We start from the raw sequence: 16,508 nt of genomic DNA on the forward strand, positions 1-16,508 counted from the left end.
AATTTTGATCACGAAGGTTAATCGATGAAGCGGATTCGGCTTCGAATCTTGAATTCAACCGGGTCTAAGCAGATGCTTACGAAGTAATGTTTCCTCCGGAAACATCTCAGGTGCTCACGTACAAACTTCGTACGCTCCGCTCCTCTGACCCTAGTTTCTTTCAACCTTCTCGGTGCTGAAAACTGGATTTTTGAACCTACATCTAATTAGGTAGTTCAAAAAATCCACTTTTGATCACGAAGGTTAATCGATGAAGCGGATTCGGCTTCGAATCTTGAATTCAACCGGGTCTAAGCGGATGCTTACGAAGTAATGTTTCCTCCGGAAACATCTCAGGTGCTCACGTACAAACTTCGTACGCTCCGCTCCTCTGACCCTAGTTTCATTCAACCTTCTTGGTGCTAAAAAAACTGGCTTTTTTGAACCCATCTAACTTAGGTGGTTCAAAAAAGCCAGTTATTATTATGAGGCATTCAGAATCAAGCCTTGGGCTCAAGCTGTTGCAAGTACTCGAGTGCTTCTTGGGCAGTCTGTACCTTGACCAACTTCATTTTACTGCCGATCTGATCAGCCTTTGCCTTGGCAATATCGTAGTTGTTCACTGGCACGAAGAAGATATCAGCATGCTGCCGTTCGGCAGCGACGATCTTGAACTGAACTCCCCCGATCTCCCCTACGGTTCCGTTCTCATCGATAGTACCTGTACCAGCGATCCGATAGCCCTTAGACAAGTCCCCCGGCGTTAACTGGTTATAAATCTCCAGAGTGAACATCAGGCCAGCGGAAGGTCCGCCAATACGAGTATCGACGAATTTGACCTCCTGATCTTCAACAGCGGGCTCTACCTTACGCACCTCACCGATAGACACGCCAAGGCCCGCTTTGACTACTTTCTTATCCGTAGAAATATTTATCAGTTCTACCCGTTCGTCCAAGTCTTTATTCTTGCGTTCTAATTGAACGCTCACCTGGTCACCCGGCTTCTTCTCGGCCAACAATGCGGATAAATCCTCGAATTTGCCAATCGGTTTTCCGTCAACCTTGCGGATAATATCCCCGGGTGAAATTCACCTTAGGCGTAACCGCTTTAAACAGACCTACAATAAATACATATTCCGGAACGATATCATAATCGATATGCGCCAAATGATAGGCCGCCATAATAGCATTTGACTGCGAACTACTCATATAGTACCGCTGCTGTGTCTCGTATTCCTCTTCATTACGATCCGGTTCCTTGCGTACAATCTCGGCATTGCGATTAAACTGCGCTGTCGCAAGCATCGCCAGATTAGCATAGCTGACCGACACGGTCGTAAGCATGAAGGTGCCCTTTTCCTCCTTATCAGCGGCAGGAATACTTACCATCGGTTTGATCTCCTCCGCGAGTCCAGGCTGATTAATCATATAGGGCGTTGGCATATATACCATCACATATACGAGAACGACCAGAGTAATCAAATATAAAGTTACTTTGATGACCGGCGATTTTTTTAACCGCATTTATATCCCCCTCCGGGTACGATTGATATCTCATTGGTATGCCGCCCCTTGTCCTGCATATGCATGGTACTAGCTATCCATTTCCATATACATATGAAGAAGGTGAACGCTTATGCAACGCGAACAGGGCATAGCTGGCAAGATGTCATCAACCATACTATTTGCTACTATTGCCATACTGCTTGTGATCTGTATTGTCGCTGCCCCCGGTCCGGCCTTTCAAGCATCTAGTCAAGGGCTGTCTCTCTGGTGGAGAATTGTATTCCCGGCCATTTTGCCTTTTCTCGTTCTCTCCGAAATACTCATCGCCGGAGGATTCCCGCAAGGACTTGGCGTTATGCTGGAACCCTTCACACGCAGATTCCTAAAACTTCCCGGCACCTTCGGTTGGATTCTCCCGCTCGGCATGACAGCCGGTTTTCCAGCTTCTGCCGTCGCAGCGGCCTCCCTATATAAACAAAGAAAAATAACAGCTGTTGAAGCCGAGACCATGGCAGCCACTGCTCATTTTGCCAGTCCAATGCTAGTCATGGTTGTCATCGGAGCTGGTTACCTGAATAATCCGAACCTTGGCTTGCTACTGCTCATCATTCACTGGCTCTCCGGCTTTGCAGCCGCATTCACACTTAATCGCTCTCGACGACCTAAGGCGCCGGGCAACAGCGAGACAGGCCAGCGGAGCGCCTTGAGTAAGACAGCCCACCCGAACACTCCGACCGGACTTAGATTAGCACTGCGTAAGATGGAGCAAGCTCGGCAAGAGGACGGCCGTAGCTTCGGCAAGCTACTAGGCGATTCCGTCACTAATGGAGTACAGACTTTGATGACGATTGGCGGTTACATGTTGATTTTTGCCATCATTATTCATGTCGTCAATTCTTTTCTCAAGGTATCTGCCCTGTCCTCTCTCATTGCTGGAGCAGCAGAAATTCATCTTGGAACATATGAGATCACAAAGCTCGATCTGTCACAGCCCATGCTAGCCGCCCTACTCGGAGCTGCATTAGGATGGGGCGGAATTTGTTCCTTCCTTCAAGTACAGGCCGTACTGAAGCCAATCGGAATCGGCGGCCGTAGGTTTATGATACAGCGCGTCCTTCACGGAGCTTATGCCTACATGTTGACTCTAATGCTGTGGCGGCCGCTAACCCTCCTCTGGCCCGGCGCTCTTCCCGCCTATAAGGAAATGAACCACCCACTAGCAGGCAGAATGGAAGCAGCGCTTCCAAACTGGCAGCTAGCGGCTGGCTCGCTACATATTTCTATGTGGTTATTGATTCTTCTAGTCGTCCTGTTTATTGCCATCTCATTCACATGGCGGAGAACCACTCGACAGTAAGATCTACAAACTAGCTATTGTGGCTTTGGCATACCTTCGTATTTCTTTATTAATGCTTGCTCGATTTCAATAGGAACCAGATCCCCAAGATCACCTTTGAAGTAGGCGATTTCCTTAACTACGCTCGAGCTGAGATAAGAGTATTTGGGATTCGTCATCATAAAGATCGTCTCAACATTATGATTAAGTTGGTGGTTTAAAGAAGCGAGCTGCAACTCATATTCAAAATCCGTAACCGAGCGAATCCCTCTGACGATGACATCCGCTTTCCGATAATCTACATAATTGACAAGCAGATCACGGAAGCTGTCTACTTCGACATTAGGCAAATGGCCCGTTACTGAAGAGATTAGCTCTTTGCGCTCTTCAACCGTAAATAGCGGTTTCTTACTCAAATTGTTCAACACAGCTACGATGAGTATGTCAAACTGACGGGAAGCCCGCTGAATAATGTCCAAATGTCCATTGGTGATGGGATCAAAGCTGCCTGGATATACGGCGATCCGCGGTGCTTTTTGCAGTTCCATAAATACTGTTTTCCTCCTTAGTGACGGGGGTGTCTTAGTCTGAATTTCTACGGCTCATACCTGTATATGGATACGGTGGTTTCTCCGTATTCCGCTTTGCGCAGTTCTGTAAAATTGCCGAAGCAGCTCGGATAGACATAGGAAGATTCATACTCCAACACAACCGTCGCGCGATCTTCGAGCAGCTTAAGCTCGTCCATCGCTTCCATCAGCTTATCCCCGAACTTAAGCCGATACGGCGGATCAAGGAACACCAGCTCGAATACTGCTTCGCGCTTGGCCAGCACTTTCAGCGCTCTTTCCGCATCATTCTTATAAACCTCTGCACGCTCTTCCAAACCAGCGGCCTTCAAATTGGCACGTACAACTTCGACGCTCTTGTAATCGAGATCCACGAATACCGCCTTGTCCATGCCACGGCTGAGCGCTTCAATCCCCAATCCGCCCGTCCCCGCGAATAGATCAAGTACAGCACCACCATCAAAATACAGCCGATCATGCTAAACACGGCTTCCTTCACTTTGTCTGTCGTCGGTCTTGTTCCCATCCCGGGAACCGCCTTCAATGTCCTGCCCGGGCACTGCCCGATATGACTCTCATGTTAGTTCACACACCCTTGCACAATGCAGCTCTATTACAAGGTAATTCAAACCCCCACTGAAAACTGGATTGTTTGAACCCAATCTATATAGAGCAAATATATTAATTTTTAGGCTTCAAAAATGGCCTGTCGATATCGTACCATAATCCCGCATAGAATGAAAAATGTAATTTCGATTTACTTTTTAAGGATATTCATGTATAAATCGGTCAACCCGGGGCAGACTTGAATTATCGACATCACCAAATGTCGTAGACAACCGCGGAGAAGACTTACGTTTCCCCATAAGCTCTTCGTCCGGTTTCTCCTCTCCCATGATTGGGGCCCTCGTAAGGGGGCCCTGACTTTTTTTATTTAGAGGTAGTTCAAAAAGTCCACTTTTGATCACGAAGACTGAGAGCTATTCGACATCGAATCTTGAATTCAGCCAGGTCATCCGGTACTCCTATCGATTTCAATATCTATCCAATCCACACTACATATGTGCACAACAAAAATCCCCTGACAGGTGACAATCACTGCCACTTGCAGGGGGATTATATGTGAATACTTCTTTATAAGCTCGACACAAACTTACATATCAAACCAACGCAATTCGCCGCCCTTGAGCTCCAGCTCGAAGCTCTTGCCATTAGCATACACTGTCGTGTTGCGTGGCTCTGCGGTGTTGTTAACTACACAATACGTACCTGTCTCCGGATAAACATGAATCTCCGTATGGGCATCAGAACTAAACCAATTGTGCAATTCGTTATCTTTGCTGCACGACCATAATATTGCACGGTGTAACAAACGAGCATTCTCAGCGCTATACGGTAGTCCACCGAGATAGACAGAGCGTCCGCCAAAGTAGTTATTGACCGCAAACTGCACTTCCTTATCATTGCAAGCTAAAATATCAGCGCTAGTCGCATATACATTCTTCTTACCTTCACCAAAATCAATTTCACCATCCATATCGGCGGTAATAAAGTGAGACGACTTGACGTCCCAATTGTATTTATCATAGCCGAGGGTGAAACCACGTTCCAACTCAACACCAAGAGCATCGCCTAGCTGGAAGAAACGACCTTGATGTTGATGAGCAGAAGGTTCACCTACACCAATAAAGCCGCCTCCGCGAGCAATAAATGCACGGACCTGCTCAACAATATACGGATCTTTCCAGTTATCGCCGCCGGTATGTGCGGTATCAGCGTCACCGATGTTAATAATGACATCAAATTCCTCTAATAACTGCGGCTGCTCACGAATGTCGTCAAAGCTAATGAACGATACATCGAAAGGAGCTCCGCTCAAAATTTCAATAATTCCCGCATAGCTGTAGTTCTGCTTCTGATAGAGGGCATGATGCACCATATGGCAGCCCCACGAACGCATTTTCCCCCAGCTGTTCAGGACCGCAACTTTAGCTAGACATAGAGGCTTCGTGCGTGCCTTCTCATATAAATCGCGGAATTCATCGGCAACTTGCGTAACATAGTCAACAAAGTCCGGGAAGTCCAACGCCAACTTCAAGTAGCCACCATAGCCAATACGGTCTACAGGTTTACGCAAAATAGCTCGTCTTGCCGTTAACCAGTTCTCTTGAGCTTCTGCTGTTGGATTGCCACCAGGATGGAATGTATCAGGGAAGAAGTATGGCAAGAAACGTCCTTCTGTATATTTCACCCCAGGAATGTCGCTAATTAAACGCAGTGTCGAACCATTGCCGACGCTACCGACGACAGCATCTAGCCCGATGGTTTTAAAATCGTCCATATAAGGCTCAGTACCAATAAAATGGTCACCCAAGAACATCATTGCTTCGCGACCCTCTTCATGGGTAATATCAACGAGCTCTTTCGCTAACCCCGCCACTTCACGGCGTTGGAAAGCCATAAAGTCCAAATATTCTTTGGATGGAATCCGATACTGGTTGTTGTAGTAGCCTTCATCAATAATATATTCTGGACGGAACTTATAACCAACTTCACGCTCGAACTGGTCGAGAATAAAAGGGCTTACGCTTGCGGAATAGCCGTACCAGTCAACATATTTCTCCCGGCGTAGTTCATCAAAGATAAGCGTGAACTGATGGAAGAACGTTGTGAATCGTACGACATTTACATAAGACTTTTCGCGCAAAAATTCACGCAATCTACCTTTAGAGTATTCCCGTGTCTTAGGCTGACGTACGTCAAACGTAATTTGTCGTTCGAAATCTTTCCAATCGTTCACGACAGCATTGTACATATGAACAGGATCCCAAATCAGATAGGTTAAGAAGCTGACGCTATATTCATGATAAGGTGTCGTGTTATTAATGATTACGCAACCGCTAGCTTCATCATAGCTCCAGTGATTCGTTGGTACGACCTCACCGGTGGTACGATCGATAACTTCCCACCAACGGTAAATATCATCACGGTTGTTTACCAGTAATAATTCTTCGCTAATCCCTTCCAATAACCGAATGGAAAGCGTAGCGTCAGTAGCAGCAACAAATTTAGTTGAAATATAGCATTGCTGTACTTCATCAGGATTTGCTTTAGCCCAATTGTTATCTTTGCGTGTCGTATAGTAAGTAGCGTATATTTTCGCTTCACAATCAACTAACTCTTGCGGGAAAGTTGTGCCGTCTGCATCACGTACAGCATCAGCACCCCACAGTTCCATCGTTTTTAACGTTTCTCCTACGACATCAAGGTCAGTCGGGATTGTGAGGCGTCCTCTAGTTTGTTTGTTTTGGTTCTGTTCGCTCATTTGAAACATGCTCCTTCCAAATAACTGATCGTTGATCTCATCATACTTAGCAAGTTAGAGTGAACCAAGGACGAATTATGACCTTCCACGAGTAAAATTTTGACCTTTGTTATAAAAAAAAGATATAGACCTCCCTGATCATAACAGGTTGGTGCTATATCTTCTTAACTGAGTTAAAACAGATGCACTATATTATTCCATAATGGTGTCCGGATTAGCGACAGTCTCGATTTTTTGTTCAATCTTCCCTTGGCTGCCCAGATAATACTTCTCTATCGGCTTGAATTGTTCGTCCAGTGTGTACACGAGCGGTGTTCCCGTCGGAATATTCACGTCCACAATCTGCTCGCTGCTAAGATGCTCCAAATATTTAATCAGTGCACGCAGACTATTACCGTGTGCTGCAATGATGACCTGCTTACCCTGGATGATCTGCGGCTTGATCTCCCGCTCCCAATAATCCTCCACGCGAACGACTGTCTCCTTGAGACTCTCGGTCAGCGGAAGCTCGTCATCGGTGAGCTGATTATATTTCGGATCATGACGAGGATAACGATCATCTTCCTTCGTCAGTGCGGGCGGCAGAACATCATAGCTTCTACGCCAGAGCAGCACTTGCTCATCGCCGTACTTTTCTGCCGTATCCGATTTGCTTAAGCCTTGCAGCGCCCCATAATGGCGTTCATTTAGCTGCCACGTCTTATGAACCGGAATCCACAACAGCTCCATCTCATCTAGAATATGATAGAGCGTCTTAATCGCCCGTCTCAGATATGAGGTATATGCGATATCAAACTTGAAATTTGCCGCTTTGAGCAGCTTCCCGGCTTCTTTCGCTTCCTGGACACCCTTCTCAGACAGCTCCACATCTGTCCATCCGGTAAATAGGTTGAACTTGTTCCACTCGCTCTCTCCATGTCTGACTAACACTAATTGATACATCGTTAACACTCCTTCCAACCGCAGTCTTCCGGCGTATACTGCCGGACTGTCCGATTCTACCTACTATTCCTGTAAATAACCTTTGTGAACCGCATCCCGGATTAACTCAGTTACCAGCTCATATAGAGGAGGTATAATATCGACTACACCGGAAATACGATCCAGTACCTGGGAGCTTCTAACGCCATGTTTCTTCCAGGATAAACCGCCTGTATAATAATTATGCAACAAAGGCTGGATACGATCAATTGCTGCTGCATACTTTGCTTCCTGGCTATGGCGTTCCTCGAACTCAAGCCACAGAGACATGAGCTCTTGCTTCTGATCTTCCGGCAATAAACCAAATATCCGCTCAGCTGCCTTCAGCTCCCGCTCCTGTTTATCCTCATACCCAACGGTATCGTAGGCAAATGTATCGCCTGCATCGATTTCCACAATATCGTGAATAAGCAGCATTTTCAGCACTTTTGACAAATCCGGGCGAGGCTCAGGCGTATGCTCTAGTAGCACAATGGCCATCATTGCAAGATGCCAAGTATGCTCCGCATCTCGCCTTGATCCATCCATCAGTATCGTCTGTCGCAGTATATGCTTGAGCTTATCAATCTCCTTAATGAATTCGATCTGCTTCTGTAGTCTTTCACCTTGATTCATAATGTCTACCTCTTTTCGCCCTATATTCCTGCCTATCTACATTAATATCATGAATATGATATAATTGGTAATCATTATAACGGATGGTGGGCTACAATGAGTAAATTATCCATACTACTATTCTTTTTATTATCTTGGGTTACCGGGAATCCCCTGATTGCGATCATTATCATTATTGCTGTTGTGTACGTTCTAGATCGCCGCTATGTCGGCGTCATGCCCAGTATTGCCAAGCCGTTCCGTCGCTCAAGTAGAACTCGGAAGTTGCGGACACAGCTCGCTGCTAGCCCTTTCAATGTCTCTTCCAAACGTGAGCTCGCTAGGCTCCTGATAGCGTCGAAGAAATATGCCGAGGCTTACAAATTGCTTGAAGAGGCCAAAGAAGCCTCAGAGGATTCCGCAGAGTATTGGAGTGATCTTGGGGCCGCATCCATCGGCTTGCAGAAGCTCCAGGACGGAGAACAGCAAATGCTGCATGCGCTGAGTCTGAATGAGCGTGTTAAGTACGGAGAACCCTATTTACAACTGGCCACCGCCTTCAAAGATAAAGACCCGCAAAAAGCGCTTGAATATGCCGCCAAGTTCGGTGGAATTCAATCCTCCTCCAGCGAAGCTTATTATTTACTAGGCTGTCTGTACCAATCACTGGGGCGCAAGGATGAAGCGAGGCAAGCACTCGAGGAATCCATCTCCATATACCGTTCACTCCCTAAATACAAGAAGCGACATGAACGTGGATGGGCGCTGCGAAGCGTGATCAAGCGAAACTTTCTCTAGCCAAGTTAAACCTACAGTAAAAGGACGACCATTACCGCTAAACAGCGGGTCTGGCCGTCCTTTTTTATTATACAATTCTAACGAAACTGGGTATCGCTAAGCATCAACACCATTATCTTTTGATCTCCCACGTCCCCGAAGGAATGGCCACCAATTCGCCTTCCCGAATATTCTTACAAATACCGGAATCAGGAACGGTAATACTACAACCGCATACAGAATTAGTCCTGTCAGAACAAGTGTTGAAATCTGCAGCATCGATAATACGCCTGACGGATACATCGATGCCATTGTACCGCCTAGAATGACGGCCGCAGACAAAATCACTGTCCCCATCTTACGCATCGAATAAACGATTGCCTCTGAGACGTCCAGTTCACCATGCTCATTAAAACGGTCCATTAGGAAGATGCTATAGTCCACACCAAGAGCCACTAGAATAACGAATCCAAAGAATGGTGTGGCCCAGCTCACGCCCGAGTATCCGAGAATATGAACAAAGATAATCTCGGTCAATCCGATTGACGCGAAGTAGGTTAGTACTAAGGAAGCGATGATATAGATCGGCATCACAACAGAGCGCAGCAACAGAAGCAATACAATGAAGATACCCGCAAGCATAAATATGACGGTACGGGTATAGTCCGCATCAGATATCGTCTTCAAGTCGTTAAATGTGCTGGATACGCCACCGATCGCGATCTCCGCATTCGCTAGCTTAGTGCCTGTAACGACTTTTTCTACAGCAGCTTGCACCTGACTGATCTGATCGATCGCATCGCGTCCATATGGATTGCTGGAGAAGACAACGTCAAGGGTCATCACCTTGCGGTCTGCCGACAGGTACGTGTCGAAGAGTTGATCGATTGCCTTATTATTCAACGCCTCCTGCGGTACATAATAACCGCCGAGACCATTATCACTATCGCCAACCTCATTCAAATATTGCTTGGCTGTATTCAGTCCACCGGAAACTTGACCCAACCCCTCGACACTCTGGTCCAGCCCGTCTGTAAGCTCCGTAATTTGACCGGAGAATTGCGAGAAGCCGGTTTGGATTTGTTCTTGTCCCTGCTGGATTTGTGTTAGACCGTTTACGATCTCTGGCAGCTTCTTCACAATTTGGCCTTGACCATTTCCCGCTTTATCCAGACCCTGTTCTAGCTGCGACAATCCGGAGATAAATTGATCCAATCCACCAGCCAGTTGATGACTTCCTTTGGAAGCCTCGATATAGCCTGAATTCGCCTGTTCCAATCCAGCCTTCAACTGTTCTAGCTGGCTTGTAGCCGTTCCAAGACCGCTGGATATCTGTTCCAGACCTTGACCGGATGCAGTAACCGTTCCTCGTATCGTCAAGTAATCCTTATCTCCAGCCAGCTCCGGATATTTCTGCTCCAGACTGGCGAAGGAAGCGTCCAGTTGTGAGAAACCCTTCGCGATCTCGCTCAATTGCTGCTGAATTTGTTGATACCCAACTCCAAGTGAGCCGAGTCCACCAGTGATCGATTGATAGGATTGTAGCAACTTATCATTAGCTCCTGCCAGCTCTTCCGCGCTCTGCTTAAGTTGTTTCAACCCCTCTTTCAGACCGCCAGCCCCCTTGGAACTGTCCGTAATCCCCTTCTGAATTTCCGATAAGCCGTTCGACAGCGCGGAGATCCCACTCTTCAATTCGGCGGTACCCGTAACCAGCTTACCGGTGCTCGCCGCCGCTTCCGCCAGCTTAGGCTCATTCTCGTTCAACGCCTGACTCGCTTCTGCCAGCCCATTCTTAATTTGCGATAAGCCGTCATTTCCTTCTCCAAGTCCATCGCCAACGGTCTTCACTTGATTCGTAATTTCAAAATTCTTCTGAATCTCACCCGTAGGACGGCTGAGACTGCGTACGCTGGCAACTCCGTCAACCTCCATTACAGCGCGGCTGATCTTCTCGGCCAGCACAATATCCTCCGAATTATCCATCTTCTGATCATTCTTGATCACAATCGTCGTCGGCAAGGATTCTCCGGGTTCGAAGCTGTCCGCTATCAGATTGTACGCCTTCACCGACTCATACTGTTCGCCGATCTCCTCCATACTGTTGAAGGAGACATTGTTGCTGTAAGAAATGACCAGAGGTACAGTAATGATAGCTACGAATAGTGCAGCGGCCCAAGGTTTCTTAACCGAGAAGGTACCGATTGCTCCCCAGAACCTGTTATCCTTATGTTCAATCGACCCCTTCATCGGCCAGAACAGCCATTTGCCTAGCACGGCCATAAAGAACGGTACAATCGTAACGAGCGCAAGCAGCATGACGGCGATACCGACGGCAACCGCTACGGCTGAACGATAAAGAACGAATTGAGAGAGGCCGATTGTAGTGAACCCGACCAATACAGCAAGACCGGAGAAGAACACCGTCTTTCCTGCTTTGCGATAAGTCTGAATGATTGCCTCAGGAATGTTATCCGAATGCTGAAGTTCTTCTTTGAAGCGGCTAATCAGAAGAATGCAATAGTCTGTGCCGATTCCGAACATCACCGCAACCATAAATATCTGTGTGTATGTAGAGACTGGGAAGTTATAGTGATCGATAAGAAATGCTACAATCGATTGGGAGATCAGATAACTGATTCCAACCGTTAGGAGTGGTATAAAAGGGGCTACTGCTGAACGAAAGACGATGAATAGAATAACTAGAATAAAGATGACTGTGAAATATTCTGACTTCTTCAGGCCTTGTTCCGAACTTAGTATTACATCTTGATTAATCTGCTGAGCACCTGTCATGTAATGATCCACTCTAAGCGACGAGAGCTCATTACGAATATCCTGCTCAATTTCCTTCAAGGGGCGCTTATCCATTTCCACGCTTAATGAAGCGAGAATCGTCTTGCCATCTGCGGCAATCATTTTATCCTTAGCCTCTGGCGTATCAAACGGATCAATCATCGAACGGATCCCGAGCTGATCCATTGATGAACGCAGTCTAGATAAAGCTTGCTCAATTTCTGTCTTATCCTCCGTAGTAATTCCACTATCCCGGTTGAAGACAAGGGCTACACTGCTTGATTTCCCCTCCCCTGCGTCTTCAGATGCCGTATTTAATATGCGGGTGGCAACTTCCGATGAGTACCCTTTAGGTACGACTATTTCACCTTTCTCCCGCACGAGTTCAGTTATAGATGGCGCAGTAACAACGAGCAATACTGCCGCAGCAATCCATAATAGCAGGAGACCCCATTTTGCCTTCAGTATATACTTCATAGATCTTAGCTCCCCTCCTCAACTAACCTCGCCAGTTTCTCAAATGGTTTAATAAAGCCGTCGATCTCCTCTTTCGTAAAATGAATTAGGTAGGTAGAGATCATATCCATGATCATACGCTGAGTATTTGAATATACCGTTCTGCCATGTTCGGTTAATGACAGATAGATGACGCGCCGATCGTTAACATCTCCTATCCGCTGCAAAACCCCTCTATCAACCAGCCTGGTAGTAATAGCCGTGATCGAGCTTTTGCCGACAGAAGAGGCTTCGGCAAGCATCGTAGAGGTAACCTCATCATGCGTTGCGATATAATCAATAATTTGATACTGGTCTAATGTTGCATTATCCTGAATCACCTCGTTAATCTGTGCATTCAACCGTTTACTAAGTACGAAAAATGCAGCCATGTAGCGCTCAATCAATTGCCGCGGCATCTGGTCTAACTCGTCCATGTCATCCTCCATCATCAAGTTTATTGTTTAATTGTTCTTCGCCAGAACTGTTCTATATTCAAATAGTTTTATAATAGAACTATTCGATATAAGAACTATATATTACACTATTCAAAAAATCAACTTTCCGATATTCGTCATTTTCGTGACAGCCTATCACCTGCAATAAAAAAAGCACATACGACAGATCATTCTGTCGTCTATGCTTATTCTTGCAGTGATTTGATTTATTCATCTTCGGCATCGATTTCCACTTCATAGGTACAGCGGAACCGTTCAACTCCCACTTCGTTTGCAGGCATACCGATCACCTGAAAGCCGATATTGCGGAAGAAATCCGCACCTTCTTCATCTGTAACCGCGGTGATGCGGCTTGGATTTTTCAACACTATTGTCTCTAAAATGATTCCGCGCCCGTATCCCTTCAGGCGTTCCAGCGGATGAATGACTAACTCTGCGATCTCAAGCTGGTTCTGCTCACCCATCATAAAACCGATAATCCCGATGAATTCCTCCTGATCTTCAAATACGTACAACTCATTCAAGCTTGAAGTTCGGTATTGATTCATCACCTTATCTACCTCGGACGGGTCGTAATAGACCGCATCCTCTAGCAACTCACGCACTTCAAGATCCCATTGGCTGTCTGTCAAGTTAACAAGCATCCTTCGGTCCTCCTCCACTACTTCTTCTCGATAACCTCAGTGCGTCCATCTTCATATCCGACCACAACCGTATGAGCAATATCAACGAACAAACCGTGCTCAACAACCCCAGTCATAGCTTTCAACTCTTGACTGAGCTTACCTGGATCGGAGATTACACCAAATGAAGCATCGACAATGTAATTGCCGTTATCCGTCACATATAACTCTCCATCACGAGTTCGCATCTCCATAGGAACATTATAGAACCGTTGCAATTGCCCAAACGTCCACTCATAACAAAATGGGACAATTTCAATTGGCAGTTTGAAGCCACCAAGGTGTGGCACCACTTTGCTATGATCAGCAATGACGATGAATCGCTCGCTATTAATGGCAACCAGCTTTTCACGCAACAGAGCACCGCCTCCTCCCTTGGTCAGCGCCATGTTAGGATCAACCTCATCCGCCCCATCAATGGCCAGATCAAGGCGTTCTACTTCCGCAGCACGAATCAGCGGAATATTATATTTCTTTGCCAGTTCCTCCGAAGCATTCGAGGTGGCAATCGCCTTTATTTGTAAACCTTCAGCAACTCGCTGTCCAATCTTCTCTATCGCATAATAAGCCGTCGATCCTGTTCCCAGTCCGACGATCATTCCATCTTCCACCCATTCTGCTGCACGGTATCCTGCTGCTTGCTTGGCATTCATTACGTATCCCTCCTAAATGGTATGAAGCTCTGATTCACATTTTTCGTTAACAATCTCTAGTTCGTTTTCTTGCCAATTCCTTATCCATGCTATAATCATGATCAAGCCTTTGAAGATATCTTCACCGAGCGGCAAATATCATATGTAGCCTTGTCCTGATGGGCGAATCAGCTTATATCATATCAAAAAACAGCAAGAAAAACACTTCAGTATCCACAAAGGCGGACTTTTTAAACAACCTCTAAAATCTCAAAAAATAAAGAACGGTAGCCTTCGCTTTGCTGATCCGCAAACCGCCCTAGGCCAACCGTTCTTCCTTTGCCTTTATTGTCCGATTGCTGCCTGCATCCCTTCCCAAGAAACATCATCGACAGCTTGTCCGTTCACAAATACATAAGGCGTCCCATCCACACCGTGGTTTTCTCCAATAAGAAGATCTCGTTTAATGTTAGCGATATATTTCCGGTCATCCAAGTCCCGCTCAAATTGCTTCAGATCAACCCCGGGAATGCTCTCCTTAATCAAATTCATAATAAACTTCTTATTGGCCCAGGCTGTCTCCTTACTGCCCTGATTTTCCATCATGAGATCATAATAGGTCCAGAAATATTTCTGATCTTGTTGATACAAAGTCTCTCCGGCCAGCGCTGCAAGATTCGAATCAGGAGCCAGGAAAGGGAAATCGACGTAATAATATACCGCCTTGCCTGTGTCCAAATATTCGCTCTTAATCTTCGGGAATATTTCCTGTGTCCATCGTTTGCAGGCTGGGCATTTGTAATCAGCGAATTCTACGATTTTCACCGCCGCTTCAGGATTCCCCAAATAGGGCTGATTCGCTTCATCAAAGCTATCTGGGACTTGTCCCACCTCCACCTGCTCCAGGTCCGGGAATTCCGCTTCTTGCTTATTCTTCTCATTGACACGAATAAGCACGAGTACGGCAACCAGTAGCACCGCCACGCCGATAAGTGCCCATATTCCCCATTTATTTTTTCTCATATTCTTCCTCCTCGGACACAAAATAGTAATATTTTGTGCTGATTGTATGAGTTCTGGAGAAAAATAACTAGGAGAAATGTCACTTTCCATCGGCATCTCTGCCAGTTTATTGAATACATCTGCTAATGCTGTGGGTTGAGCGCCTCAGACAAGCCCCCTTTGCCTTCTTTTGATTCCGGTTTAACCATCACCAGAATCAGAATCATAGCTACCAAAGAAATACCAGCAATAACAAAGAACAAAGTCATATGACTCGCCTTGTCCAACAATGATACAACGGGAGGGCCTAGAGATACCCCGATAAAGCGCATACTGCTGTAAATGGAAGTAATCGTGCCACGCAATTCCTTCTCGATTCCTTCAGTAATGAGCGCATCCGAGCTTGGCAGGACCATACCAATTCCCGCCCCGCAAACGATGAGACAAGCGAGCACAAAATAGATATTGTTGAAAAAACCAATCCCAAACAGCGCCCCTGTAGATAGAAACAATCCAATTACGCCACACCATTTCATCAGTACTTTGTTCTTACCGATCTTCTTGCCAGTGAAGTAAGAAGCGAGGCACAAGGATGCGAGTGGAATCGCCAGTACAAACCCCTTGAGGACACCGTCTAGGCCATGTTTTTTCTCTAATTGATCCGACAAATAAAAAAGCACGGCAAATAGCAGAAACATTGATATCCCGCCAATGATAAATATGGCATACAGCCATCGTCCCTGCGATGCGAACACACCCTTAATCGACTCCCAAAACTGCTTCAATGGCTTTGGTTTACTCTTACGCTCTGGCTCTTTGACCAGGAAGATCACAAGGAGTAAGGAACATAGGCATAGCAGAGGGATGGCCAGAAAAGGCATATACCAAATCCATGCACCGAGCAGTGCTCCTAGAATCGGACTAAGTACCTTGCCAAATGTGTTGGAGGTCTCGATAATGCCAAGGCTTTTACTGACTTCTTTATCATCATTAAACATATCCCCAACAAGCGGCAGAACAGTCGGAAATGCCCCCGCTGCCCCGATCCCCTGCAGAAATCTGCCGGCAATAATTATCCAGTACAGCATCATTCCATTAGAAAACCAGGGGCTACACCGCAGATCCCCCACCAATCCCCGCTATGATGAGACTCGGAATAATAACTGCCTTACGACCGACTTTGTCCGACAAGTAACCAGCAATCGGAATCAGTAAGATAGCTACTACGGCATATACCGTGATCAACATACTTACTTGAAGTGAAGAAATGTGCAGTTCTCGCGAAATCTGCGGCAAAATCGGGATCAGCATGGAGTTGCCCAAAGTCATGATTAACGGAATGGACGCCAACGCCGCCAGATCCCCTTTTTGTTCC

The 16,508-nt window shown here is 46.3% G+C and carries 14 protein-coding genes and 2 pseudogenes; 2 read left to right on the forward strand and 14 right to left on the reverse strand.

Going from position 1 to position 16,508, the window contains the following annotated elements; translation table 11 throughout:
- Positions 1–479 precede the first annotated feature (479 nt).
- Both RE628_RS17340 and RE628_RS17345 read right to left on the reverse strand, forming a co-directional pair.
- Positions 480–1,067, reverse strand: a complete 588-nt coding sequence (locus tag RE628_RS17340; protein WP_309159496.1) for a PDZ domain-containing protein — start codon at positions 1,065–1,067, stop codon at positions 480–482.
- Entirely contained in the window at positions 1,036–1,503 is a 468-nt protein-coding gene (locus RE628_RS17345) for a hypothetical protein (protein WP_309154216.1), read from the reverse strand. Before RE628_RS17345 ends, RE628_RS17340 begins: the two co-directional genes overlap by 32 nt.
- A 112-nt stretch (positions 1,504–1,615) precedes the next feature.
- On the opposite strand from RE628_RS17345, the gene RE628_RS17350 reads away from it, so the two are divergent.
- Positions 1,616–2,842 carry a nucleoside recognition domain-containing protein gene (locus RE628_RS17350; RefSeq protein WP_309154217.1) on the forward strand — a complete coding sequence of 409 codons (1,227 nt, stop codon included), beginning with the start codon at positions 1,616–1,618 and terminating at the stop codon, positions 2,840–2,842.
- A 14-nt stretch (positions 2,843–2,856) separates the two neighbouring features.
- Here the strand turns inward: RE628_RS17350 and coaD are convergent, their stop codons facing one another.
- The 6 genes and pseudogenes from coaD to RE628_RS17380 form a co-directional block, all read right to left on the reverse strand.
- Entirely contained in the window at positions 2,857–3,369 is a 513-nt protein-coding gene (coaD, locus tag RE628_RS17355) for a pantetheine-phosphate adenylyltransferase (RefSeq protein WP_309154218.1), read from the reverse strand.
- A gap of 47 nt (positions 3,370–3,416) precedes the next feature.
- Positions 3,417–3,969: pseudogene (gene rsmD / locus RE628_RS17360) on the reverse strand (16S rRNA (guanine(966)-N(2))-methyltransferase RsmD).
- 185 nt (positions 3,970–4,154) lie between these two features.
- On the reverse strand, positions 4,155–4,286 hold the full coding sequence (locus RE628_RS17365; RefSeq protein WP_309154219.1) for a hypothetical protein: 132 nt from the start codon (positions 4,284–4,286) through the stop codon (positions 4,155–4,157).
- Positions 4,287–4,543: 257 nt separating this feature from the next.
- Entirely contained in the window at positions 4,544–6,715 is a 2,172-nt protein-coding gene (gene gnpA, locus RE628_RS17370) for a 1,3-beta-galactosyl-N-acetylhexosamine phosphorylase (protein ID WP_309154220.1), read from the reverse strand.
- A gap of 192 nt (positions 6,716–6,907) precedes the next feature.
- On the reverse strand, positions 6,908–7,657 hold the full coding sequence (gpmA, locus tag RE628_RS17375) for a 2,3-diphosphoglycerate-dependent phosphoglycerate mutase (protein WP_309154221.1): 750 nt from the start codon (positions 7,655–7,657) through the stop codon (positions 6,908–6,910).
- Positions 7,658–7,720: 63 nt separating this feature from the next.
- Positions 7,721–8,311, reverse strand: coding sequence for an HD domain-containing protein (locus RE628_RS17380; protein ID WP_309154222.1), 591 nt, complete (start codon positions 8,309–8,311; stop codon positions 7,721–7,723).
- Positions 8,312–8,407: 96 nt separating this feature from the next.
- Between RE628_RS17380 and RE628_RS17385 the strand changes: the two genes are divergently transcribed.
- Positions 8,408–9,088 carry a tetratricopeptide repeat protein gene (locus RE628_RS17385; RefSeq protein ID WP_309154223.1) on the forward strand — a complete coding sequence of 227 codons (681 nt, stop codon included), beginning with the start codon at positions 8,408–8,410 and terminating at the stop codon, positions 9,086–9,088.
- A 96-nt stretch (positions 9,089–9,184) separates the two neighbouring features.
- Here RE628_RS17385 and RE628_RS17390 read toward each other — a convergent pair whose 3' ends face one another.
- The 6 genes and pseudogenes from RE628_RS17390 to RE628_RS17415 all read right to left on the reverse strand — a co-directional run bounded on the left by RE628_RS17390 (position 9,185) and on the right by RE628_RS17415 (position 16,462).
- Positions 9,185–12,340 carry an MMPL family transporter gene (locus RE628_RS17390; protein ID WP_309154224.1) on the reverse strand — a complete coding sequence of 1,052 codons (3,156 nt, stop codon included), beginning with the start codon at positions 12,338–12,340 and terminating at the stop codon, positions 9,185–9,187.
- A gap of 5 nt (positions 12,341–12,345) precedes the next feature.
- Positions 12,346–12,795, reverse strand: coding sequence for a MarR family winged helix-turn-helix transcriptional regulator (locus tag RE628_RS17395; protein WP_309154225.1), 450 nt, complete (start codon positions 12,793–12,795; stop codon positions 12,346–12,348).
- A 227-nt stretch (positions 12,796–13,022) separates the two neighbouring features.
- The gene (locus RE628_RS17400; protein WP_309154226.1) at positions 13,023–13,460 is read right to left on the reverse strand and encodes a GNAT family N-acetyltransferase; all 438 of its coding nucleotides are present in this window, start codon (positions 13,458–13,460) and stop codon (positions 13,023–13,025) included.
- Positions 13,461–13,477: 17 nt separating this feature from the next.
- A complete protein-coding gene (gene rpiA, locus RE628_RS17405) occupies positions 13,478–14,152 on the reverse strand; it encodes a ribose-5-phosphate isomerase RpiA (RefSeq protein WP_309154228.1) in 675 nt (224 codons plus the stop codon).
- Positions 14,153–14,476: 324 nt separating this feature from the next.
- Positions 14,477–15,154 carry a DsbA family protein gene (locus RE628_RS17410; protein ID WP_309154230.1) on the reverse strand — a complete coding sequence of 226 codons (678 nt, stop codon included), beginning with the start codon at positions 15,152–15,154 and terminating at the stop codon, positions 14,477–14,479.
- Between the two features lie 122 nt (positions 15,155–15,276).
- Positions 15,277–16,462, reverse strand: a pseudogene (locus tag RE628_RS17415) (MFS transporter).
- Positions 16,463–16,508 lie beyond the last annotated feature (46 nt).

Source organism: Paenibacillus sp. D2_2, from assembly GCF_031199965.1.
Classification (GTDB): Bacteria; Bacillota; Bacilli; order Paenibacillales; family Paenibacillaceae; genus Fontibacillus.

Excerpts from the sequence above, each read along its gene's own strand:
- RE628_RS17410 (WP_309154230.1), bottom strand. The coding sequence starts at position 15,154 with ATGAGAAAAAATAAATGGGGAATATGGGCACTTATCGGCGTGGCGGTG.
- RE628_RS17365 (WP_309154219.1), bottom strand. The coding sequence starts at position 4,286 with ATGGGAGAGGAGAAACCGGACGAAGAGCTTATGGGGAAACGTAAGTCT.
- RE628_RS17385 (WP_309154223.1), top strand. The coding sequence starts at position 8,408 with ATGAGTAAATTATCCATACTACTATTCTTTTTATTATCTTGGGTTACC.
- gpmA (WP_309154221.1), bottom strand. The coding sequence starts at position 7,657 with ATGTATCAATTAGTGTTAGTCAGACATGGAGAGAGCGAGTGGAACAAG.
- RE628_RS17345 (WP_309154216.1), bottom strand. The coding sequence starts at position 1,503 with ATGCGGTTAAAAAAATCGCCGGTCATCAAAGTAACTTTATATTTGATT.
- rpiA (WP_309154228.1), bottom strand. The coding sequence starts at position 14,152 with ATGAATGCCAAGCAAGCAGCAGGATACCGTGCAGCAGAATGGGTGGAA.
- RE628_RS17350 (WP_309154217.1), top strand. The coding sequence starts at position 1,616 with ATGCAACGCGAACAGGGCATAGCTGGCAAGATGTCATCAACCATACTA.
- RE628_RS17390 (WP_309154224.1), bottom strand. The coding sequence starts at position 12,340 with ATGAAGTATATACTGAAGGCAAAATGGGGTCTCCTGCTATTATGGATT.
- RE628_RS17400 (WP_309154226.1), bottom strand. The coding sequence starts at position 13,460 with ATGCTTGTTAACTTGACAGACAGCCAATGGGATCTTGAAGTGCGTGAG.
- RE628_RS17395 (WP_309154225.1), bottom strand. The coding sequence starts at position 12,795 with ATGGACGAGTTAGACCAGATGCCGCGGCAATTGATTGAGCGCTACATG.
- coaD (WP_309154218.1), bottom strand. The coding sequence starts at position 3,369 with ATGGAACTGCAAAAAGCACCGCGGATCGCCGTATATCCAGGCAGCTTT.
- RE628_RS17380 (WP_309154222.1), bottom strand. The coding sequence starts at position 8,311 with ATGAATCAAGGTGAAAGACTACAGAAGCAGATCGAATTCATTAAGGAG.
- gnpA (WP_309154220.1), bottom strand. The coding sequence starts at position 6,715 with ATGAGCGAACAGAACCAAAACAAACAAACTAGAGGACGCCTCACAATC.